The following is a 20,280-nucleotide window of genomic DNA, read 5'->3' on the forward strand; positions in this document are numbered from 1 at the left end:
TCGGCGACCTGCTCTGGGGGCTGCTGATCTCCGACGCGGTCACGTTCTCCCGCGTCGGCTCGCTCGTCTGGGACGGTCTGATGCGCGGTCTCGTGGTCGGTCTGGCCGGTATCGGTCTCTCGATGACCTACAGTATTCTCAATTTCGCTAACTTCTCACACGGTGACTACATCACGAGCGGCGCGTTCGCGGGGTGGGCGACCACCTACCTGCTGGCGGGTCTGGGCCGGGCGGACGTCGGTTCGCTCCTACTCGTCGGCGCCGGCGGCTCCGTCCTCGGCGGGGCGCTCGGCATCGGTGTGACGACCACTCCCGTCGCCGTCGTCGCGGGCGTCGTCGTCGCGGGCGTCGTCACCGTCCTGCTGGCGCTCGCTCTCGACCGGATCGTCTACCGGCCGATCCGCGACGAGAGCGGCATCACCCTCCTGATCACGAGCATCGGCGTCGCGTTCGCGCTTCGGTACCTGATCCAGTTCGTCTTCGGCTCCGACGTCCGCGGGACGACGGCCGCCGGCGCCATCCCGCAGATCCCGCTCTACTTCGTCGACGGCGTCGTCCGCATCGACGCCCACGATATCACGCTCCTCGTCGTCGCCACTGGCCTGATGCTCGGCGTCCACCTCCTGCTCCAGACGACGAAACTCGGCAAGGCGATGCGGGCCATGTCCGACAACGAGGACCTCGCCCGGATCACCGGCATCCCGACCGAACGGGTCGTCCGCGCCACCTGGATCGTCGGCGGCGGTCTCACCGGCGTCGCCGGCTACGTGTTCGTCCTCTGGAAGGGGACTCTCGGATTCAACGACGGCTGGTTGCTCCTGCTCCTGATCTTTGCGGCGGTCATTCTCGGTGGCATCGGCTCCATCTACGGCGCCATCGCCGGCGGCCTCGTCATCGGCGTCGCCGCCTCCGTCTCCGTGCTCTGGATCCCCTCCGCGTTCTCGCGGGCGGCCGCGTTCGTCGTCATGATCGTCATCCTGCTGGTCCGCCCGCAGGGGCTGTTCTCCGGGAGGTCGACCGCATGAGCGCCGCCGAGTCCGCGAAACGGCTCTGGGAGGAAGACGCCGTCAAGATCACCGCCGTCCTCATCGTCATCTACGCCGCGTACCTGCTGAGCGGGCAGATCCTGGGTTACAGCCTCCGCGGGCAGTTGAACTCCATCGCCTCCCTCACGTTCTACATCGGCGTCTTCGCCACGCTCGCGCTCGCTCTGAACCTCCACTGGGGGTACACGGGACTGTTCAACATCGGCGTCGTCGGCTTCATGGCCGTCGGCATCTACGTGATGGCGTTCGTCTCGAAACCACTCTACGGCTCCGGGGGTGCGGCGCAGGTCGGCGGTCTCGGTCTGCCCATCCCCATCGGTATCCTCGCGGGAATGGTCGCCGCGGCCCTCCTCGGCTTCGTGGTCGCGCTCCCGGCACTTCGACTCCGCGCCGACTACCTCGCCATCGTCACCATCGCCATGTCCGAAATCGTCCGCTTCTCCCTCCTCTCCTCGACCTTCCAGCAGTTCCAGTCCCCCCACACGCTCGCCGGCGACACTACCCGCGTCGGCTTCGGCGGCGGGAGCGGTCTCATCCTCGATTTCCCAGACCCACTGCTGACGTTCATCGACGCACTCGGCCTCTCCGGTGTCTACGACGCCCTCGTCGCACTCGTCGGGCGGGTCGTCACGAACAACCCCGACCCCATCGTCCACAGCCTCGTCTACGGCGTCGTCCTCCTGGGGGTCGTCACCGCCTACTTCTGGCTCCTGAAGCGGACGGGAGAATCCCCGTTCGGTCGCGTGCTGAAGGCCATCCGCGAGGACGAGGACGTCGCCCGCGCCCTCGGCAAGAACACCGACCGCTTCAAGATCACGTCGTTCATGCTCGGCTGTGCGCTCATGGGGCTGGTCGGCATCCTCTGGCTGATGGGGCAGGGTGCCGTCACGCCGAACTTCTTCCGCCCGCGGCTCACGTTCTTCGTCTGGATCGCACTCATCATCGGCGGCGCCGGGTCGAACACCGGGAGCGTCGTCGGCGGTGCTATCTTCGCCGCCGCACTCTATCAGGGTCCGCTCTACTTCCAGAACCTCGTCACGAGCGTCTTCCAGCCCGGCGACGCCCCCGGAAGCTTCGGTCCCGCCGTCGCGCCACTGATCGCGAATCTGGATCCCATCCCCTTCTTACTCTACACGCTCGATTCGGTCCGCCAGCTCCAGCTCGTCGTCATGGGCGTCGTGTTGATCTGGCTGATGCACAACCGGCCCGAGGGGATGCTCGGCCACCGCAAGGAGACGGCGGCGGCCATCCCGCTGATCGGTCGTCCCGCCGGTGGCGACAGAAGCGCCGGCGTCGCCTCCAAGGCCGAGACGGGCGGAGGTGCGGAGGATGAGTGAGGCGTCGGAGCGGTCGCGACCGGACGTGACCGACACGCCGCTCCGGGTCCAGGGACTGGAGAAGCAGTTCGGGGGGATCACCGCCGTCGACGGCGCGACGTTCGAGGTGGAGCGGGGCACGCTCACCGGACTGATCGGCCCGAACGGCGCCGGCAAGTCGACCACGTTCAACCTCATCACAGGGATGCTCACGCCCGACGCCGGGACTGTCACCTTCGACGGCGAGGACATCACGGGCCTGACCCCCCATCGGATCGCCGACCGCGGCCTCGTCCGCACCTTCCAGATCGCGCGCGAACTCAAGGAGATGACCGTTCTGGAGAACATGATGCTCGCGCCGAAGGGGCAACGCGGCGAACGGCTCTGGCGGTCGGTTCTCCCCGTCACTCGCGCGAGCGTCGTCGAGCAGGAAACGGAGTTGCTGGATCGAGTGTGGGAGACGCTGGAGTTCTTCGACATCGAACACCTCGCCGAGGAGTACGCGGGCAACCTCTCGGGCGGCCAGCGGAAACTCCTGGAGATGGCCCGCGCGCTGTTGACCGACCCGGACGTACTCTTGCTCGACGAACCATTCGCGGGCGTCAATCCGACGCTCGAACGCCGACTCCTGGAACACATCCACGAACTTCGGGATCAGGGGTACACTTTCCTGCTGGTCGAACACGACATGGACCTCATCATGAACAACTGCCGGCACGTGATCGTGATGCACCAGGGACGGATCCTGACCGAGGGCACCCCCGCGGAGGTCAAGGCAAACGAGGACGTCGTCGAGGCGTACCTGGGAGGCGACGTATGAGTGTCGGTGCGGAGGCGGCGGCCGACTTGCTCTACGTCGCGGACCTCGATGCGGGCTACGGCGACCTGCAGATCCTCGACGGCGTCGACCTGACCGTCGACGACGAGGAGTACGTCACCATCGTCGGTCCGAACGGCGCCGGCAAGTCGACCGTGATGAAATCCGTGTTCGGCCTGACGACGTATATGGGCGGAACCGTCAGCTTCGACGGGACGGACATCACCGGCCGATCGCCGGAGGAGATCATCCACGAGGGTATCGGCTACGTGCCACAGTCCGACAACGTGTTCGCCTCCCTCTCGGTCCGGGAGAACCTCGAGATGGGGGCGTACATCCTCGACGACATCCCTCAGGACCGACTCGACGCGGTGTTCGAGCGGTTCCCCATCCTCGAAGAGCGACAGGCCCAGTCCGCAGGGACGCTCAGCGGTGGGCAACGACAGATGCTCGCGATGGGCCGAGCGCTCATGCTCGATCCGAGCCTGCTTCTCCTCGACGAACCGAGCGCCGGTCTCGCGCCGGATCTGGTCGACGAGATGTTCGATCGGATCGACCAGATCAACGACGCGGGGACGGCCATCCTGATGGTCGAGCAGAACGCGAAGGAGGCACTCCGGCGGTGTGATCGGGGGTACGTCCTCGCCAACGGCCGGAACCGGTTCGAAGGCGACGGGCGGACGCTCCTCGACGACGACGAGGTCCGTCGGGAGTTCTTGGGCGGCTAAGCTCTACCCGGACAGCGCCGTCTCGATGACCGAGGTGTACGACGACTCGCCGATGTTGAACGCGACCTGGTCCGTGACGGTGCCGTCGAAGGTGTTCTCGAACACCTCGGTGAACCGCTCGGAGAGTTGCTGCCCGTAGTCGTTGTTGACGTAGAGGGTCGCGGCCGTCGAGTTTCCGAGGCGCTCGGACGCCACCTGGGCCATCACGCGACCTTGGAGCTGGTCCGAGGGGGCCGTCCGGAAAATGTAGTCGTCGTCCTCGAGGTTGGTGACCGAGAGGGCGGTACTCGACGGGGAACAGCCGACGATCTGGTTGGGGATGAACACCTCCTGGGAAACGGGAACGTTCACGCCCGAGGACGCCGAGCCACAGACGCTCGGCATGCCGGCGTTGACGAGCGACTCCGCCGCGCTGACGCCCGACGACGGCGAGGTCTGGGTGTCCTCGACCTGCGCGTTGACTTCCAGGTCCAGATCCGAGTCGTTGACCTGCCGGGCCGGCAACTGGGCCGCCTGAATCATCGGCCCGCCGACCGACGCGAGGTCACCCGTCTCGGGCAGGAGGATACCCACGTCGATGGTACGACCCATCCCGCCCGGGCCGCCGTCGGCGCTCGGCCCCCCGCCCTCCGGGTTCTCGCTCTCGAAGTTCTGGACCTCGATCTGTGTGGTTCCCTCCGTGTCGGCGCCCTGGAACTCCCAGATGGAGTAGGCCGCGGACGCGGGGTCACCGGCCGAGTTGAAGTTGGTCGCACTGGAGGCGCCCTGGTAGTTGATGTCCTCGCCGTTGGCCGCCGCTTCGACGGCGTCGAGGAAGTCCTGCGGGCCGTACTCGGTTCCGCCGGGGTTGGCGATGCGGCGCATCTGGTCGCGGACGGCCGTTCCGTCGTTCTCTCCGGCCGCCGCGTTGGCGAGGATCTGAATCGCGACCGAATCGTAGGACTGCGAGGTGAATACCCCGGGAGAGGACCCGTACTGGTCTTGGAACAGCTGGTTGAACGCCGACTGGTTCGGCCCGCCGGCCGCCGGCGCAGTTCCGATGACGTTGGCCATGTCGTTGCCGACCTGACCGGGCATCGCCCCGTCGCGGAGGCCGTCCGGTACCAACACGTCACGCTCGCCGCTCGCCATGGAGTAGTAGTTACGGAACAGTTGGATCCCGCTCTCGGGGTAGCCGATGACGACGAGCATCTCCGGACTCCCATCGCCGCCGTCGCCACCCCCACTACCGTCGCCGCCGTCGCCGCCCCCACCACCGTCGCCGCCGATACATCCTGCAAGGCCGACGGTTCCGGCCGTTCCGGTACCGACGAGGAATTCACGCCGTCCGATATCATGTACCATACGGACTCCAACGGCCGGATAATTTATAAACTCTTCCGCAAATCCGATGTCCGTCGATCACACGGGCCTGCGATCTCGGGGTATCAATCCACCGGATGGTCCGCCACGAACCGACGACCCCGTTTCACGCGGGCTATCGTCCGTCGTTTCCGGCCGCCGCCGATTACGGGACGGTCGGGACGGGTGACGACGATCCGAATCAGGCGTCGCCGACGAACGTCTCGGCACCCTCGTAGAACCAGTATCCGTTCTCGCGCATCGTCTCGCCGAGGGCACGGTGGAGCGCGACGAAGTCGCCGAACTCGTCTTGCTCGATGTCGTCGAAAATGTCACGGACGGCGACGACCGTCTCGAAGTCGATCCGGACCGGATCGTCCCCGTACTCCTCGACGAACGCCGAGACGTCGAGCGGAAAGTCCTCTTCCTCGTCTATCTTCTTCGCGATGACGGCGTGACCGTACTTGCGCCGGCCTTCGCTTCCCTCCTCACCGTCGGGGTCGTGTGGCCAGTCCATACCGGCCTCTCGGACGGACGGCCCATAGCCGTTACGTTCGTGCTGCCAGAAGACGGCTCGGCCGGGTCACCACGGCGTGAACCGGTGTACTTCTCGGACGTGTTCGAGGAGTTCCGCCGTCGAGTCGAACGTCTCACCACAGCCGCATCGGTGCAACGACGCCGGAGTCGACTCCTGTGTCGACATACCCGAGATATACACGGCCAAGTATATAATTATTGTTCAGGTCATTCGTTGTCACGGTTCGCGTTCTCACGCACCGCGGACGGCGAGGGAAGGGGCGTCGACCCGGTCGGTGGATCCGGGCCGGGACCCACTTCGGGACGCATAAAACGCAGGTTTTCGAGCGCTTTAGGCTGGTTCGCCCCGTGCATAGATGTAATGACCGCGGACGACGCCCCCGATTCCGAGCCCGAACGCCCTTCCGACCACTCCGGTCCGTCACCGGAGCAGTGGAATCCGGAATCGACGTTTTGTACCGACGACCGAGGCAGTTTCTTCGCCGGCGGTCACCGCGTCTCGGTCGGCCGCGTGTACAAGGATACCCAGGCGGAAACGCATCGAGCCGTCCACTCGGTGGACGAGGGCGCCCGCGAGGCGGTACTCTACGCCGTCGAGCGCGACGTTTACGGGGAGTTCTCGCCCGCGGACGACGACGATCCCCTCGTCGTCTCCTGGCACGACGAAGGCGGCCGATTTCTCCCCATCTAGCGGCTCCCGCCCTCCGACAGGGCGGTGATGCGTTCCCGACGCGATTCGTCGACGTCGGTCCCGGGTCGTCCCGCCGATTCTCGGCTCTCCTGCGGTCGCTCTCCGTTCACTGGCGTTCACGGAGAAGCGGTGGGACCGGGATTCGAACCACGGTCGGACCTGCTCGCTCTGAACTCGCCGTGCTCGCCCTCTCTGGTTCGAATCCCTGCCGCTCCACCGTTCGCTCACCGTCGTTCGCAAAAAGGCGGTGGGACTGGGATTCGAACCCAGGAAGCCGTGAGGCTACCTGCTTTCAAGGCAGGCGCAATAGGCCGCTCTGCCATCCCACCATACACCCCACGAAATCGTCGGCTTCGAGCGCCGCTGGGGTCAATTCGTACGAACCGGGCCGACGAAGTTGAAACTATCGTTCTCCCCACTGCACGGGAGCGACGACCGCTGGCGGCGGCGAGCCTCCGGGTCGTGGCCACCGTTTTCCTTCCTGCGCCGCCATCTATCGGGTATGTCGCAGACAATCGAACTCGCCGACGAACTCGTGGAACGACTGGACGAACACCGTGCTGCCGACGAGACGCGCGAGGAGTTCATAGAGGAGTTCGTGAACAGCTACGAACAGGAGGGACGATTTAGCGATCCGGGACTGTAAATCGCCGGCGCTGGCGTCGTGGGCGTGGCTGCCGACAGCGACGACACACCACCCGATGACGGGTCCGGCCCCCCGACAGCGGAGTACGGACGGCCGAGTGCGACGGCGTGTCGCGTGTCGCTCCGCGGCGTCGATATCGCGGGGCGACGGCCGGGACTCCGTTACACCAGTCCGTATCAGTCCCGAACCACTCGCGGGTCCGACTCGTCGTACGCCACCCGGAGGCCGAGTTCGTCCGCGACGGTGGCCGTATGGACTGGCACGGCCCGCTCCGCGCCGACGCGTGCGTTCAAGAGGGGGAGCGCGTCGAGGAGGTCCTCGCCCGTCTCGACGACGGGCTGAATCGGGGTGAAGTCAACCTCGTGCCCGGCGTCGCGGCCGCGAGCGGTCAGCGTCTCGAGTTCAGGTGCTGCGAACGCGTCGGTGAAGTCGATGGGCTCGGTGAAGCCGGCGTAGTAGGCGCGCCCGCGGGTGGACGCGCCGAGAACGACTTCGGACCGTCGGAGCTTCATCGCCGCGTTGTCGACGAGCGGCCGGGTGAGGAACGGCGCCGACCCCTCGACGACGGCGGCCGAGTTGACTCCCTCCTCCCGCAGGAGGTGGGTGACGGTGTTCCCGGCACGGGCGTCGAACGTCGAGCCGACCTGCGGTTCGAGGCGGGCGTCGCTCGGATCGTCGAGCGCCGTGGCGGCGAGCGCGCGCACCTCCGCCTCGGCCGGCGTGTCGGTGACGTGCTCGGCCGGCAGGAGGTCGTCGGATCGGTAGTTGACGAGCAGGTCGCCGCCGGAGCGGGTGACGGCGACGAACACGTCCTTGAGCATCGCGGCGTACAGCTCCGCAGCCTCGGCTTCGGTGAGCGGGCTCGTCGCCGCGAGCTCAGTCGCGACCAAGCCCTCACGTGGGGGGTCCGCCATGACGGCGATGGTGGTCATGGCAGTCGTTCGTGGCGGCGTGGCCTTGAACGCGCCGGTCGACGGCTAGTCGTGGGCGCCGCTCCGGCCCTTCGTCTGCCGGTAGTCGCGTCCGAGGACCGACTCGGCGACGTGTTCGACGAACCCCTCCGTCTCCGCGTCCGTCTGATCCGCCAGCCCCCGCATCGGGACGAGTTCGAACCCGCGCCCCCTGATCGTCGTCGCGTGTGCCTCGTCGACGGAGAGCGAGTCGGCGTCCATGGTCGTGTGCTCGACTGCCAGTTCCCGGAGTGCCACGGCTCCGATGGGGACGATGATCTCCGGGTTGATCATGCGCACGTCCGCGGTCAGGTAGGGGTCGCACGTGCCGACTTCCTCGGCCGTCGGCCCGCGATCCGGGTGGCGACAGCGCGTGACATACGTCAGGTAGGCGCCGTCGAGGTCCGGTCGGTCGGCGTCCGGCGGAGAGTTCGAGAAGCCGAGGTCGCCCAGGATTCGCTGGAGGCGGCGCCCGGCGTCGTCGCCGGTGAAGGGGATACCGGTGCGGTCCGCTCCGGGACCGGGCCACCCACCGACGAACATGAAGTCGGCCGCCACGTCGCCGTAGCCGTGGACGACGTTCGACCGCACGTCACAGAGGTTCGGACAGTTCTGACAGTCGGCGTCCATGCCGAACGGGTTGTCGGGATGATCCTGTGCTGGGTCCACACGCCGACCAGATTCCCCGGGCACAAAAGCGGTCGGGAGCGTGCGCCGTTCGGCCGGTCAGGCCTCCGGTTCGTACTCTCGGGACTGCCCCTCGATGACCGTCGCGACGTCCTTCAGCATCTCGCCGGTGGTAGCGACGACGTCGTCGAGCGTCGCGATACCGACGAGTCGGCCGTCGTCGTCGACGACGGGAATCCGGCGGACTCGGCCCTCGGCCATCGTCGCCGGCAGTTCGGTCGCCGTGGCGTCCTCGTGGATGGTGATCGGGTCCGTAGTCATGATGTCGGCCACCGTGAGCGCGGCCAAGTCCTCGTGTTCGGCCACGGCCAGGGCGACGTCGCGGTCGGTGACGATACCGACCGGTCGGTCGTTCTCGGCGACGACCAGGTCCCCGAGTTCTTCGTCCCGCATCGTCCGGGCCGCGTCGGCGACTGTCGTGTCTCCGGTCGTCGTCACCACGTCGACAGCGAGATTCTGAACTGGCATGACAGCACACCAATCATACTCTGCTGACAAAAATTCGAAGTCTCCTTCCCACGGGGTGGGAATCCGCGGGTCGGCATCACACGGGTCGTCGTACGCCGCTCCCGGCCGTCGCCGTTCCCGTGGTCGGCGCTGGTCGAGACACGGTAACGACGAGCCGTATCAGTCACCGCACGAGCGTCACGGGCACCGTCGCCCGGCGCGTGACGAGTTCGGCGACGCTCCCGAGCAGGGTTCGGTCCTCGTCCTGTCGACCGTGGGCGCCGAGGACGACGTGGTCGATCGGTTCCTCGGCCGCGTACTCCACGATGATCCGGGCGGGCGTCCCGATCTCCGACACGGTCTCGATGTCACGGTCGTGGTCGGCCGCGACGGTTCGTGCCTCCTCGAGGATTCCCTCGGACCGCTCCTCGACGCGGGCGTACCACTCCTCGGAGCCGACGAGGGGTTCGTAGGTGGTGTCGCCGTCGACCCCGACCCCGTGGTCGGGTTCGAAGAGGTCGACGACGTGGAGGACGGTGACGGACGCCTCGGGGAAATCCGTCAGCGTGTGACGGAGTGCGTCCAGCGAGAGGGGCGAGCCGTCGACCGGGACGAGCACGTGATCCGTCATGGGGTATCGCTCCAGGGAGCGGTGCGGTCTGACGATCCTGCGACGGTCACTATCGTGTGGTACGGTCTCGACACGCGAAGGTCACCACCCGACGGTCGGTCCCGACGGACAAAGGACCTCCCGTTCGTTCCAACACGTTGAAAATTGTGCCGGCTCGATCAGGAGTTCGAGACGCGGCGACGGTTGACCACGCCGACGTTGTTGGCCACGTCCTCGGTGATGACGCGGAAGGCGTCGGCCGTGGGGTTGTCCTCTTTCAGTACCATCGGCTCGCCGCCGGTTCTGATCTCGGGGTCTAGGGGAACGCCGCCGAGGTAGGGGAGGTTGTTCGCCTCCGCGAGGCCCCGCCCGCCGCCGGAGCCGAACACGTCGTGTTCGCCGCCACAGTCCGGGCAGACGAAGCTGCTCATGTTCTCGATGAGGCCGAGGACGTTCGTGTCGTGGCGGCCGAACATCCGGATACCTTTGCGAGCGTCGTCGACGGCCACCTCCTCGGGCGTCGTGACGATGACGGCGCCGGTGAGCGGGAGCGTCTGGAGGATGGTGAGCTGGGTGTCACCCGTACCCGGCGGCAAGTCGAGGACGAGGTAGTCGAGTTCGCCCCACTCGACGTCCTCGACGAGTTGGGTGAGCACTTGGTGGACCATCGGGCCGCGCCAGATGACCGGGTCGTCCTCGCCGACCATGAAGGCCATGCTGATGAGCTTCACGCCGTAGCGCTCGGGCGGGATGATGGTGTCGTCGTCCGTCGCGGTCGGCGGGTCTTCGGAGTCGAGCATCCGGGGGACGTTCGGGCCGTACACGTCGGTGTCGAACAGGCCGACGCGGGCGCCCAGTTTCGACAGCCCGGCCGCGAGGTTCACGGCGACCGTCGATTTGCCCACGCCGCCCTTCCCGGAGGCGACGGCGACGACGTTTTTCACGCCCGGCAACACCTCGTCGTCACGTAGGGCGGCCGGCCGCTTGGCAGTGAGTTCTACCTCCAGTCCGGCGTCTGTGAGGGTCTCTCGAACGTCCGCGGCGATGGCGCTCTCCGTGGGTGCGTACGGCGCCCCGAGGGCCAGAGACACCTTCGCGACCCCGTCCTCAACCGCCACGCCGTTGACCAGGCCCAGCGATACGATGTCGTCACCGAGATCGGGGTCCTCGACGCCCCCGAGCAGCTCCCGTACGTCGGCTTCGTCCATGGACAGCCTCGGCGTGAGCGCCGGATAAGGGTTTTGTCGCACCCAGGCCGAACGAAACCGACCGCCGTAATTACCGGCGGCGTGGTGTAACTGCTATCAGTTACATAGACCGCCCCGAAGGGTCTCCATTTAAGCCTCTTCGGACGAAGTCTCGGGTAGAATGCTGGAGGACGATTTCGGGAGAGAGGTGTCGGGCGTGCGCGTCTCGCTCACCGACCGCTGTAACTTCGACTGTGTCTACTGTCACAACGAGGGGCTCGGTGACACCCGGGGCCCGATGGAGCCACAGGACGACGAGATGTCGACGGCGGACATCGTCCGCTTTCTGGAGGTCGCCGCGGAGTTCGACGTCGACAGCGTGAAGTTCACCGGCGGGGAGCCGATGCTCCGGGACGACCTCGAGGAGATCATCCGACGGACGCCCAACTCGATGGAAGTGTCGATGACGACCAACGGGACCTACCTCCCCGGACGGGCGGAGGCGCTGGTCGACGCCGGCCTCGAACGCGTCAACGTCTCTCAGGACGCTCTGGAGCCGGAGGCCTTCGCCGAAATCACGAAATCCGGCGCCTACGAGAGGGTGATGGAGGGCGTCGACGCGGCGCTCGACGCGGGACTGGACCCCGTGAAGCTGAACATGGTCGTCTTCGAACACACTGCGGGGTACGTGGAAGGGATGGTCGACCACGTCGCCGAGAACGACGGGCTCCAGCTGCAGCTCATCGAGTACATGCCCGAACTCACGGGCAAGCCGGAGTGGAACATCGACATCGGACGCGTCCACGACTGGCTGGCCGACATCGCCGACGAGGTGGAACACCGGGAGATGCACGACCGGAAACGCTACTGGGTGAGCGGGACCGATCCGGACGCCCGGGTCGCGGAGCCGGGAGCACGGGGAATGGTCGAAATCGTCGACCCAGTCGAGAACCCCACCTTCTGTGCCAACTGCCACCGAGTTCGCGTCACCCACGAGGGGTACCTCAAGGGCTGTCTCAACCGCAACGACGACCTCCGGTCGATGGGTGAGATGACCAAAGACGAGATCCGCGAGACGTTCCGGGAAACCGTCGCCAACCGCGTCCCCTACTACGGCGAGTACATGATCCGGAACGACGAGGGGGAGTGGGAGATCAACGAGGAGTACCTCGGCGCACCGACCGTCTGATACGGACCGTCGTCACCGTGTCCCGGCCGCCGACAACGGGGGTGGTGACCGCCGAAACCGGCGTACAACGGTCCGTACGAACGCCCCCCGGTCGCTCTCCTCCGCCGCCGCCGTGCGAGGCCGGCACACGTCCCCGGCCTTTCGTGATGTTTAAGTATCGTCCCCGGGTTCATCCGAGTGCATACGCTGCAGGGGCGTCCGGCCCCGAGTCCGAGAGGTCGATGGGTTGTGAACCAACCCACCTGCCAGCAAACCCGTCGGGTTTGCGCGGGCGACGATACGAACGCAGGTGTTGCGGTAGCCAAGCCTGGCCCAAGGCGCAGGGTTGCTAACTCTGTGGCGTCAAGCCTCCGGGGTTCGAATCCCCGCCGCAACGCTCGCACCCACATATCCATGAGTGCAGAAGAACCACAGGACGGCTCCCCCGAGGACGACGAAGACCTTCGGTACTTCGTCCGAATCGGACAGACCGACCTCGACGGGACGAAGGCCGTCGAGCGGAGCCTCACCGACATGAACGGCATCGGCAAGCGCACGGCGCGCATCGTCGCCGACGCGGCCGACGTGGATCGAACAGCCACGTTCGGGCGACTCGACGACGACGAAATCGACCGCGTGATCGAGGTCGTGGAGAACTTCGCCGACGAAGTCCCCGAGTGGATGGTGAACCGCCGGAACGACTTCTACACCGGCGAGAGCAGCCATCGAGTCGGCTCCAACCTCAGCCAGACGCGCACACAGGACGTCAATCGCATGAAGATGATCGACTCCTACCGTGGCGTCCGGCACAAGCGCGGACAGAAGGTGCGCGGCCAGCGGACGAAGTCCACCGGCCGCACCGAAGGCACCATCGGCGTCAACGTCGAGGCCATCAAGGAAGACATGGCCGAAGAAGCCGCCGAGGAGGAAGAGGCCTAACCCATGACGACCGGCAAGAACACCAAGTTCTACGAAACGCCGAATCACCCGTATCAGGGCGAGCGTATCGCGGAGGAAGCGGACCTCCTCGGTCGCTACGGCCTGAAGAACAAAGAGGAGTTCTGGCGGGCACAGTCCGAACTGCGGTCCATGCGCCGCGAGGCGCGACGACTGCTCGGCGACGCCCAGGGCGACGTCGAGACGGCCGCGGAGGCCGGCAGCGACTTCGTCGCCCGCCTCCAGCGGATCGGCATCCTCGGGAGCGAGGACGACATCAGTGACGTCCTCTCGCTCGAGGTGACGGACCTGCTCGAACGACGACTGCAGACGGTCGTCTACCGGAAGGGGCTGGCACACACGCCCCAGCAGGCTCGACAGTTCGTCAGTCACGGCCACATCACCGTCGACGGTGCGCGTGTACAGACCCCGTCGAAGAAGGTGGAGGTCGACGAACAGCCGACCGTCGCCTTCGACGAGAACAGTCCGCTCGCGGACGACCTGCATCCTGAACGCGCGGAGGCCCAAGAATGAGCGCAGAAGAACAGGACAAGTGGGGTATCGCCCACGTCCACGCATCGTTCAACAACACCCTGATTACGGTCACCGACCAGACGGGTGCCGAGACCATCGCCAAGTCGAGTGGCGGGACGGTCGTGAAACAGAACCGCGACGAGGCGTCGCCCTACGCGGCCATGCAGATGGCCGAGACGGTCGCCGAGGAAGTCCTCGCGGCCGGCGTAGAGGGCGTCCACGTTCGCGTGCGCGGCCCCGGTGGCAACGGCAACAAGTCCCCCGGGCCGGGCGCGCAGGCGACGATCCGCGCGCTCGCCCGTGCCGGTCTCGAGATCGGCCGCATCGAGGACGTGACGCCGATGCCGCACGACGGTACTCGCGCGCCGAAAAACAGCCGCCTCTAACATCATGGTAGCCGACTTCGAGGTCGAGTTCATCGAACGCGACGACCGGAACGCACGGTTTCTGGTACGAGGGGTCTCGCCGGCCTTCGCCAACGGCATCCGCCGGGCGATGATCGCCGACGTGCCGACCTTCTCCATCGACACCGTCCGGTTCGTCGAGAACTCGTCGGTGATGTTCGACGAGATGATCGGCCTCCGACTGGGGCTGGTGCCACTGACGACCCCCCTCGACGACTTCGAGGTGGGCGAGACGGTGACGCTGGCGCTCGACGTGGAGGGACCGGCGACGGCTTACTCGGGCGACATCGAGACGTCCGAGCCGCTGGTCGAACCGGCGGACGACAACATCCCGGTCATCGAACTCAAAGAGCAACAGCGGATCGAACTCGAGGCGGACGCCGTCCTCGAAACGGGCCGCGACCACGCCAAACACCAGGGCGGCGTGGCCGTCGGCTACCGCCATCTCCAGCGCGTCGAAGTCCTCGGCGATGCCGGCGAGTTCGACGAACAGGAGCCGAACATCCTTCGCGGGGTCATCGAAACCGAGGACGGCGAACTCGTCGCGACCGACGAGTTCGATCACGACCTCACCACCCGATATCCCGGCAAGGAACTCGAGGTCACCGACGTGCCCGACGCGTTCGTCTTCCACGTGGAAACGGACGGGTCGTTCAGCGTCGAGGAACTGGTCACGCGCGCCGCCGAGTCCATCGGCGAGCGTGCGGCGGAACTGGAAACGAAAGTCGCAGTCTGAGACCCCACTATGCCCCGGACCCAACCATCGACATCCATCCCCGTCCCCGCGGCCGCGACCAGCGCCGCGGCCCGGCGGGGCCACGGAATCGAAACTGGTTTGAAGGGGCGACCGATACTGCGACATGCGTGCAGGGATAGCCAAGTCAGGCCAACGGCGCAGCGTTCAGGGCGCTGTCCCATAGGGGTCCGCAGGTTCAAATCCTGCTCCCTGCACTCCTTTTTGGAGGTAGACAATGAGTAAGACCAATCCGAGACTCAATAGTCTCATCGCCGAGTTGAAGGCGGTTTCCCGCGAGTCCGGTGCCGGTGTCTGGCAGGACGTCGCGGACCGCTTGGAGAAGCCACGGCGCACCCACGCGGAGGTCAACCTCGGGCAGATCGAACGATACGCCCGCGAAGAGGAGACCGTCGTCGTCCCCGGCAAGGTGCTGGGGAGCGGTGTGCTCGAAAAGAACGTCACCGTCGCGGCCGTCGACTTCTCGTCGACGGCGCGACAGAAGATCGAACAGGTCGGGAACGCCGAGCGACTGGAACACGTCGCCGGGGAGAACCCCGACGGATCCAACGTGCGGGTGATTCGATGAGCCTCGCAGAGTTCGACGCCGACGTCGTCGTCGACGCCCGGGACTGCATCATGGGTCGGGTCGCCAGCGAGGTGTCCCAGCGCGCCCTCGACGGCGAGACGGTCGCCGTCATCAACGCCGAGGATGCGGTCATCACCGGCAACGAGGAGGACACGATGGAGACGTACCGCACGCGCGCGGGTCTCGGCTCCGACAGCGGGCCGTACTACCCGAAGCGCCCCGACCGCATCTTCAAGCGGTCGATCCGCGGAATGCTCCCCTACAAGAAGCCGCGCGGCCGCGAGGCGTTCGAGAACGTCCGCGTCTACGTCGGCAACCCCTTCGACGAGGACGGCGAAGTGCTCGACGGCACGTCGCTGAACCGCCTCTCGAACATCAAATTCGTCTCCCTCGGAGACGTCTCCGAACAACTGGGTGCGAACGTCACATGGTAACCAACACGAGTGGTAAGAAGAAGACGGCCGTCGCCCGCGCCACGGTGCGCGAAGGCGAGGGTCGCGTGCGAATCAACTCCCAACCCGTGGAACTGGTGGAACCGGAGCTCTCGCGTCTGAAGATGCTGGAGCCGTTCCGCATCGCGGGCGACGACCTGCGCGATACGGTCGACATCGACGTGACCGTCTCCGGCGGCGGCTTCGCCGGGCAGGCGGACGCGGTGCGGACCGCCATCGCTCGCGGACTGGTGCAACATCACAACGACGCCGAACTCCGCGACGCGTTCATGGAGTTCGACCGGTCGCTGCTGGTCAACGACGTGCGCCAGTCCGAACCCAAGAAGTGGGGCGGTCCCGGTGCGCGGGCCCGCTACCAGAAGTCCTACCGCTGAGGTGATCCACCCATGATGATCCCAGTCCGGTGTTTCACGTGCGGTAAGGTCATCGGCGAGCACTGGGAGGAGTACCAGGCTCGTCTCGACGCGGGCGAAGACCCCGCGAAGGTGCTCGACGACCTGGGCGTGACCCGGCACTGCTGTCGACGCATGTTCGTCTCGCACAAGGACCTGGTCGACGTCGTCTCACCCTACCAATGAGCCAGGGACGCTACAATCGGTACGAGAAGGCCCGCATCCTGGGGGCGCGAGCCCTGCAGGTGTCCTACGGCGCGCCGGTGCTCGTGGACACCGAACAGAGCGAACCCATTCTCGTCGCAGCCGAAGAGTACGACGCCGGGGTACTCCCCTTCACGGTCAGGCGGGAGGGCAAATGACGCTGATTCGCTCGGTGGGTCTCCGCCGGATTCTCGACTCCCGAGGCAACCCGACGGTCGAAGCCGACGTGTTGACCGAGTCCGGCGGCTTCGGACGCGCGGCGGCACCGAGCGGCGCATCAACCGGCGAGTACGAGGCGATCGAACTCCCGCCGGGCGAGGCCATCGCATCGGCACGCGAACACGCCGTTCCCCGTCTCGTGGGCGAGGTCCACGCGGGCAACCAGCGGGAAGTCGACGCGGCCCTGCACGCCGCGGACGGAACGGACGACTTCTCGAATATCGGCGCCAACAGCGCCGTCGCCATCTCCATGGCGGCCGCGAAGGCCGGTGCCGACGTGCTCGGCGCCCCGCTCTATCAGCACCTCGGCGGCACGTTCCGCGGCGACAACTTCCCGATTCCGCTCGGGAACGTCGTCGGCGGCGGCGAACACGCCAAGGAGGCGACCCACATCCAGGAGTTTCTCGCCGTCCCGCACGGCGCGCCGAGCGTCTCGGAGGCGGTCTTCGCCAACGCCGCGGTCCACGACCGAATCGGCGAGTTGCTCGACGAGCGGGGCGTGCCCGCCGGCAAGGGCGACGAGGGCGCGTGGGCGCCCACGGTCACGGACGCCGAGGCGTTCGAGATCGTCGCCGCGGCGACCGACGACGTGGCCGAAGACGTCGGCTTCGACGTGGCAGTCGGCCTCGACGTGGCGGCGTCGGAACTCTACGACGCCGACGCCGGCGTCTACCGCTACGGCGACGTCGAGCGGACGCCGACCGAACAGGTCGACTACATCGCCGACCTCGTCGACGAGTACGACCTCGCGTACGTCGAGGACCCCGTCGAGGAGGACGACTTCGCCGGCTTCGCCGACCTGACGACCCGGGTCGGCGACCGGACGGTGCTCTGTGGCGACGACCTCTTCGTCACCAACGTCGAACGGCTCCAGCGGGGGATCGACGAGGAAGCCGGCAACGCCATCCTCGTCAAGCCCAACCAGATCGGAACGCTCTCGGACGCCGTCGATGCGGTGGAACTGGCGACCCGCAACGGGCTCGAGGCCGTCGTCTCGCATCGCTCGGGCGAAACCGAGGACACGACCATCGCACACCTCGCCGTGGCGACCGGCGCTCCCTTCATCAAGACGGGGACGGTCGGCGGCGAGCGAACCGCCAAGCTCAACGAACTCATCCGCATCGCGGAGGACGCTGTATGACAGACAACGACATCGAATCCCCGGACGTCGAGGACGAGGAGGCGGCGGCCGCCGAGGCCGAGGACGCCCCCGAATCCGACGCCGGGGCCGAGGAACCGGAGGAACCGACCGCCGAGGCGGCCGACGAGGCGGCCGAGGCTGAAGACGTGGACGCCGAGGCTGCGGACGACGACGCCTCGCCGTTCGACGAGAACGTGATGCCCGACGACGAGGCCGACCTCCTCATCCCGGTCGAGGACTACCTCGGGGCGGGCGTCCACATCGGCACCCAGCAGAAGACCAAGGACATGGGGCGGTTCATCCACCGCGTCCGTGACGACGGTCTCTACGTGCTGGACGTGAGCCAGACCGACCAGCGCATCCGGACGGCCGCCGACTTCCTCGCGAACTACTCGCCCGAGCAGGTCCTCGTGACCTCCTCGCGGCAGTACGGCCGTTTCCCGGCCGAGAAGTTCGCCGAGGCCATCGGCGCCCGCGCCCGCACCGGGCGGTTCATCCCGGGGACGCTGACCAACCCGGACTACGACGGGTACATCGAGCCCGACGTGGTGGTCGTCACCGACCCCATCGGTGACTCACAGGCGGTCAAGGAGGCCATCACGGTCGGCATCCCCGTCATCGCCATGTGCGACTCGAACAATCAGCTCAGCAACGTCGACCTCGTCATCCCGACGAACAACAAGGGTCGGCGTGCGCTGTCCGTCGTCTACTGGCTGCTGGCCAACGAGACGCTCGACCGTCGCGGCGCCGAACCGGCCTACGCCCTCGACGACTTCGAGGCGGGCATCTAAGGCGCTATCGAGATACTTTTCACGAGCCCCGCTCCGGACAGCGACGGCACCGCCGAGCGCGCGGAAGGGTTTTCACTCGGTACCGACACCCACAGGTATGGATCTCTTTCGGAGCGTTCGAACCGTCACCACCGCCTCGGGGACGGGCTACGTCGACTGGGCGGCCGTCGCCCGGGCGGCGAAAGACGGCACGGCACCGGGTGATCTCTCACTCACCGACGCCGAGCGGGAGGGGTACGCGGCGGACGTTCGCGACGCACGGGACCGACTCCACCGACTCGGCGGCGTCGAGTTCGACCTGCCGGATACGGTCGAGATACAGAACCGCCACCACTGGATCGACGCGAACGTCGACACGTTCCGCCGGGTGATGGAGCCCGTCGAGTCCCAGGGTCCGGAGGTCCTGTTTCCCGGCCTCTCCCGGGTGATCAACACCGCCACGCTCTCGTTCATGATGGCCTTCCTCGGGCGAAACGTCCTCGGCCAGTACGATCCGCTCCTCCTCGCGGAGGCGGACCCGGTCGACCGGGACCACGGGCTGTACTTCGTCCACCCGAACATCGTCGCGGTGGCGGACTCGCTGGACGTCTCGCGACCCCGATTTCGGCGCTGGATCGCCTTCCACGAGGTGTCTCACGCCGCCGAGTTCGGCGCCGCGCCCTGGCTGTCGACGCACCTGGAGACGCGACTGGAACGCGGCGTCGACGCCCTCGCGGCCGGCGATCTGGACCGGGAAGCCTTCCACGAACTCGACGTGGCGATGACGGCGGTGGAGGGGTACGCGGAGCTACTGATGGACCGGGCGTTCGACGACGACTACACCGACCTCCGGGCGAAACTCGATGCCCGGCGGCAGGGGGGCGGTCCGATCGCTCGGCTGGTCCGCCGACTGCTCGGTCTGGGACTGAAACGCCGACAGTACGAGCGCGGGGCGGCCTTCTTCCGGGCCGTCGCCGACGCCCGCGGTCTGGCGGGGGCGAGCGCCGTCTGGGAGCGCCCGGAGAATCTGCCGACCGACGCGGAACTCGACGCACCCGAACGGTGGCTGGCGCGGGTCGGCGAGGACGCGTAAGGTCGGTCGTTACCGTCGTCGGGACCCCTTCCACTCCCGACCGACGGACGCGAGGTAGCGAAGGAGCAACCAGCCCACGACGAGACCGGCGCCGACGCCGACGAGGCCCTGCACCGGCGTGGCACCGGCCGCGAGGGCGACGAGTCCCCCGGAGACGCCGACGAGCGCGACGAACCCCAGTTTCAGCCGCTTGGAGGCGACCTGCCGTTCGGCGTCGGTGAGGCTCGGCCCGACCATCACTCGACGTATGGCGTACTCACGTGCATTCCGACGAACACCCACTCGTCGTCCCGCCGTTCGAGCGTGCCACTCCACCGGGTCGAGAGGGCGTACTCGGTGTCGGCCTCCCGGTCGGTCCAGGCCATGAACACCGTGTCCGAGAAGTGGGCGTGGTCGTCGCGCTCCGTGACCCGGAGGGCCTGGCTCTCGACGGTCCAGTCCTCGGTGGTTCGAGTCTGCTCGCGCAGTCCCTCGGCGATGGCGTCGTACCCGACGAGTCGTTCGCCGACACCGAACTTCACGACGTCGTCGCGCTCGGCGAAGTAGGGATAGAGCGGTTCACCCCGGCGAAGCGCCTCGTAGTACTCCCGAATGGTCCCGTCCGCGTCCATGGGGTGAGCGTCGCTCCCCCGACTGTTAACT

28 protein-coding genes and 3 tRNA genes are annotated in these 20,280 nt (G+C 67.0%); 21 read left to right on the forward strand and 10 right to left on the reverse strand.

The window, feature by feature from the left end:
- Nucleotides 1-80 precede the first annotated feature (80 nt).
- Genes V8686_RS10410 through V8686_RS10425 form a run of 4 tightly spaced genes read left to right on the forward strand, consistent with a single transcriptional unit; the run spans nucleotide 81 to nucleotide 3,907 of the window.
- Nucleotides 81-1,025, forward strand: coding sequence for a branched-chain amino acid ABC transporter permease (locus V8686_RS10410; RefSeq protein ID WP_379706532.1), 945 nt, complete (start codon nucleotides 81-83; stop codon nucleotides 1,023-1,025).
- Nucleotides 1,022-2,383 (forward strand): branched-chain amino acid ABC transporter permease, encoded by a 1,362-nt coding sequence (locus V8686_RS10415; RefSeq protein ID WP_379703924.1) that lies wholly within the window; start codon nucleotides 1,022-1,024, stop codon nucleotides 2,381-2,383. Before V8686_RS10410 ends, V8686_RS10415 begins: the two co-directional genes overlap by 4 nt.
- Entirely contained in the window at nucleotides 2,376-3,182 is an 807-nt protein-coding gene (locus V8686_RS10420; RefSeq protein ID WP_379703925.1) for an ABC transporter ATP-binding protein, read from the forward strand. The genes V8686_RS10415 and V8686_RS10420 overlap by 8 nt, the downstream gene beginning before the upstream one ends.
- The gene (locus V8686_RS10425; RefSeq protein ID WP_379703926.1) at nucleotides 3,179-3,907 is read left to right on the forward strand and encodes an ABC transporter ATP-binding protein; all 729 of its coding nucleotides are present in this window, start codon (nucleotides 3,179-3,181) and stop codon (nucleotides 3,905-3,907) included. Before V8686_RS10420 ends, V8686_RS10425 begins: the two co-directional genes overlap by 4 nt.
- 3 nt (nucleotides 3,908-3,910) lie before the next feature.
- On the opposite strand, the gene V8686_RS10430 is transcribed toward V8686_RS10425, so the two are convergent.
- Nucleotides 3,911-5,251 (reverse strand): ABC transporter substrate-binding protein, encoded by a 1,341-nt coding sequence (locus tag V8686_RS10430; protein WP_379703927.1) that lies wholly within the window; start codon nucleotides 5,249-5,251, stop codon nucleotides 3,911-3,913.
- A gap of 199 nt (nucleotides 5,252-5,450) precedes the next feature.
- Nucleotides 5,451-5,765: a DUF5785 family protein gene (locus tag V8686_RS10435; RefSeq protein WP_379703928.1), complete on the reverse strand. Its 315-nt coding sequence runs from the start codon at nucleotides 5,763-5,765 to the stop codon at nucleotides 5,451-5,453.
- Between the two features lie 381 nt (nucleotides 5,766-6,146).
- Here V8686_RS10435 and V8686_RS10440 point away from each other — a divergent pair, with 381 nt between their 5' ends.
- Nucleotides 6,147-6,476 carry a hypothetical protein gene (locus tag V8686_RS10440; protein WP_379703929.1) on the forward strand — a complete coding sequence of 110 codons (330 nt, stop codon included), beginning with the start codon at nucleotides 6,147-6,149 and terminating at the stop codon, nucleotides 6,474-6,476.
- 245 nt (nucleotides 6,477-6,721) lie between these two features.
- On the opposite strand, the gene V8686_RS10445 is transcribed toward V8686_RS10440, so the two are convergent.
- Nucleotides 6,722-6,805, reverse strand: a tRNA-Ser gene (locus V8686_RS10445).
- A gap of 173 nt (nucleotides 6,806-6,978) precedes the next feature.
- Here V8686_RS10445 and V8686_RS10450 point away from each other — a divergent pair.
- On the forward strand, nucleotides 6,979-7,122 hold the full coding sequence (locus tag V8686_RS10450; protein ID WP_379703930.1) for a DUF7557 family protein: 144 nt from the start codon (nucleotides 6,979-6,981) through the stop codon (nucleotides 7,120-7,122).
- A 176-nt stretch (nucleotides 7,123-7,298) separates the two neighbouring features.
- Here V8686_RS10450 and V8686_RS10455 read toward each other — a convergent pair whose 3' ends face one another.
- The 5 genes from V8686_RS10455 to V8686_RS10475 all read right to left on the reverse strand — a co-directional run bounded on the left by V8686_RS10455 (nucleotide 7,299) and on the right by V8686_RS10475 (nucleotide 11,024).
- Nucleotides 7,299-8,054 (reverse strand): hypothetical protein, encoded by a 756-nt coding sequence (locus V8686_RS10455; protein WP_379703931.1) that lies wholly within the window; start codon nucleotides 8,052-8,054, stop codon nucleotides 7,299-7,301.
- 45 nt (nucleotides 8,055-8,099) lie between these two features.
- Nucleotides 8,100-8,741: a uracil-DNA glycosylase gene (locus V8686_RS10460; RefSeq protein ID WP_379703932.1), complete on the reverse strand. Its 642-nt coding sequence runs from the start codon at nucleotides 8,739-8,741 to the stop codon at nucleotides 8,100-8,102.
- Between the two features lie 57 nt (nucleotides 8,742-8,798).
- On the reverse strand, nucleotides 8,799-9,227 hold the full coding sequence (locus V8686_RS10465) for a CBS domain-containing protein (protein ID WP_379703933.1): 429 nt from the start codon (nucleotides 9,225-9,227) through the stop codon (nucleotides 8,799-8,801).
- Between the two features lie 163 nt (nucleotides 9,228-9,390).
- Nucleotides 9,391-9,837: a universal stress protein gene (locus V8686_RS10470; RefSeq protein WP_379703935.1), complete on the reverse strand. Its 447-nt coding sequence runs from the start codon at nucleotides 9,835-9,837 to the stop codon at nucleotides 9,391-9,393.
- Between the two features lie 158 nt (nucleotides 9,838-9,995).
- Nucleotides 9,996-11,024 (reverse strand): Mrp/NBP35 family ATP-binding protein, encoded by a 1,029-nt coding sequence (locus V8686_RS10475; RefSeq protein ID WP_379703937.1) that lies wholly within the window; start codon nucleotides 11,022-11,024, stop codon nucleotides 9,996-9,998.
- A gap of 160 nt (nucleotides 11,025-11,184) precedes the next feature.
- On the opposite strand from V8686_RS10475, the gene moaA reads away from it, so the two are divergent.
- From moaA to V8686_RS10550, 15 genes are all read left to right on the forward strand, one after another.
- Entirely contained in the window at nucleotides 11,185-12,192 is a 1,008-nt protein-coding gene (gene moaA, locus V8686_RS10480; protein ID WP_379703940.1) for a GTP 3',8-cyclase MoaA, read from the forward strand.
- Between the two features lie 291 nt (nucleotides 12,193-12,483).
- Nucleotides 12,484-12,568 (forward strand) — tRNA-Ser (locus V8686_RS10485).
- A gap of 17 nt (nucleotides 12,569-12,585) precedes the next feature.
- Nucleotides 12,586-13,110, forward strand: coding sequence for a 30S ribosomal protein S13 (locus tag V8686_RS10490; RefSeq protein WP_379703942.1), 525 nt, complete (start codon nucleotides 12,586-12,588; stop codon nucleotides 13,108-13,110).
- Nucleotides 13,111-13,113: 3 nt separating this feature from the next.
- Nucleotides 13,114-13,641, forward strand: a complete 528-nt coding sequence (locus tag V8686_RS10495) for a 30S ribosomal protein S4 (protein WP_379703944.1) — start codon at nucleotides 13,114-13,116, stop codon at nucleotides 13,639-13,641.
- The gene (locus tag V8686_RS10500; RefSeq protein WP_251343352.1) at nucleotides 13,638-14,027 is read left to right on the forward strand and encodes a 30S ribosomal protein S11; all 390 of its coding nucleotides are present in this window, start codon (nucleotides 13,638-13,640) and stop codon (nucleotides 14,025-14,027) included. The genes V8686_RS10495 and V8686_RS10500 overlap by 4 nt, the downstream gene beginning before the upstream one ends.
- 4 nt (nucleotides 14,028-14,031) lie before the next feature.
- Complete coding sequence (locus tag V8686_RS10505; RefSeq protein WP_379703947.1) at nucleotides 14,032-14,781, forward strand: DNA-directed RNA polymerase subunit D; 750 nt, start codon at nucleotides 14,032-14,034, stop codon at nucleotides 14,779-14,781.
- 130 nt (nucleotides 14,782-14,911) lie between these two features.
- Nucleotides 14,912-14,996 (forward strand) — tRNA-Leu (locus V8686_RS10510).
- 20 nt (nucleotides 14,997-15,016) lie between these two features.
- Nucleotides 15,017-15,367 (forward strand): 50S ribosomal protein L18e, encoded by a 351-nt coding sequence (locus V8686_RS10515; protein ID WP_379703949.1) that lies wholly within the window; start codon nucleotides 15,017-15,019, stop codon nucleotides 15,365-15,367.
- Complete coding sequence (locus V8686_RS10520; protein ID WP_379703951.1) at nucleotides 15,364-15,801, forward strand: 50S ribosomal protein L13; 438 nt, start codon at nucleotides 15,364-15,366, stop codon at nucleotides 15,799-15,801. Before V8686_RS10515 ends, V8686_RS10520 begins: the two co-directional genes overlap by 4 nt.
- Nucleotides 15,795-16,193 (forward strand): 30S ribosomal protein S9, encoded by a 399-nt coding sequence (locus V8686_RS10525; RefSeq protein ID WP_379703953.1) that lies wholly within the window; start codon nucleotides 15,795-15,797, stop codon nucleotides 16,191-16,193. Before V8686_RS10520 ends, V8686_RS10525 begins: the two co-directional genes overlap by 7 nt.
- 12 nt (nucleotides 16,194-16,205) lie before the next feature.
- Nucleotides 16,206-16,397, forward strand: coding sequence for a DNA-directed RNA polymerase subunit N (locus V8686_RS10530; protein ID WP_379703955.1), 192 nt, complete (start codon nucleotides 16,206-16,208; stop codon nucleotides 16,395-16,397).
- Nucleotides 16,394-16,573 carry a DNA-directed RNA polymerase subunit K gene (locus V8686_RS10535; RefSeq protein WP_338739657.1) on the forward strand — a complete coding sequence of 60 codons (180 nt, stop codon included), beginning with the start codon at nucleotides 16,394-16,396 and terminating at the stop codon, nucleotides 16,571-16,573. The genes V8686_RS10530 and V8686_RS10535 overlap by 4 nt, the downstream gene beginning before the upstream one ends.
- On the forward strand, nucleotides 16,570-17,775 hold the full coding sequence (gene eno, locus V8686_RS10540) for a phosphopyruvate hydratase (protein WP_379703957.1): 1,206 nt from the start codon (nucleotides 16,570-16,572) through the stop codon (nucleotides 17,773-17,775). The genes V8686_RS10535 and eno overlap by 4 nt, the downstream gene beginning before the upstream one ends.
- Complete coding sequence (gene rpsB, locus V8686_RS10545) at nucleotides 17,772-18,566, forward strand: 30S ribosomal protein S2 (RefSeq protein WP_379703959.1); 795 nt, start codon at nucleotides 17,772-17,774, stop codon at nucleotides 18,564-18,566. Before eno ends, rpsB begins: the two co-directional genes overlap by 4 nt.
- Before the next feature lie 97 nt (nucleotides 18,567-18,663).
- Entirely contained in the window at nucleotides 18,664-19,638 is a 975-nt protein-coding gene (locus V8686_RS10550; RefSeq protein ID WP_379703960.1) for a zinc-dependent metalloprotease, read from the forward strand.
- Between the two features lie 9 nt (nucleotides 19,639-19,647).
- Here the strand turns inward: V8686_RS10550 and V8686_RS10555 are convergent, their stop codons facing one another.
- A complete protein-coding gene (locus V8686_RS10555) occupies nucleotides 19,648-19,875 on the reverse strand; it encodes a hypothetical protein (RefSeq protein WP_379703962.1) in 228 nt (75 codons plus the stop codon).
- Nucleotides 19,875-20,249: a nuclear transport factor 2 family protein gene (locus V8686_RS10560; RefSeq protein WP_379706535.1), complete on the reverse strand. Its 375-nt coding sequence runs from the start codon at nucleotides 20,247-20,249 to the stop codon at nucleotides 19,875-19,877. Before V8686_RS10560 ends, V8686_RS10555 begins: the two co-directional genes overlap by 1 nt.
- Nucleotides 20,250-20,280: the final 31 nt, after the last annotated feature.

Origin of the sequence: Haloplanus litoreus (genome assembly GCF_045690335.1) — an archaeon.
Taxonomy (GTDB): Archaea; Halobacteriota; Halobacteria; order Halobacteriales; family Haloferacaceae; genus Haloplanus; species Haloplanus litoreus.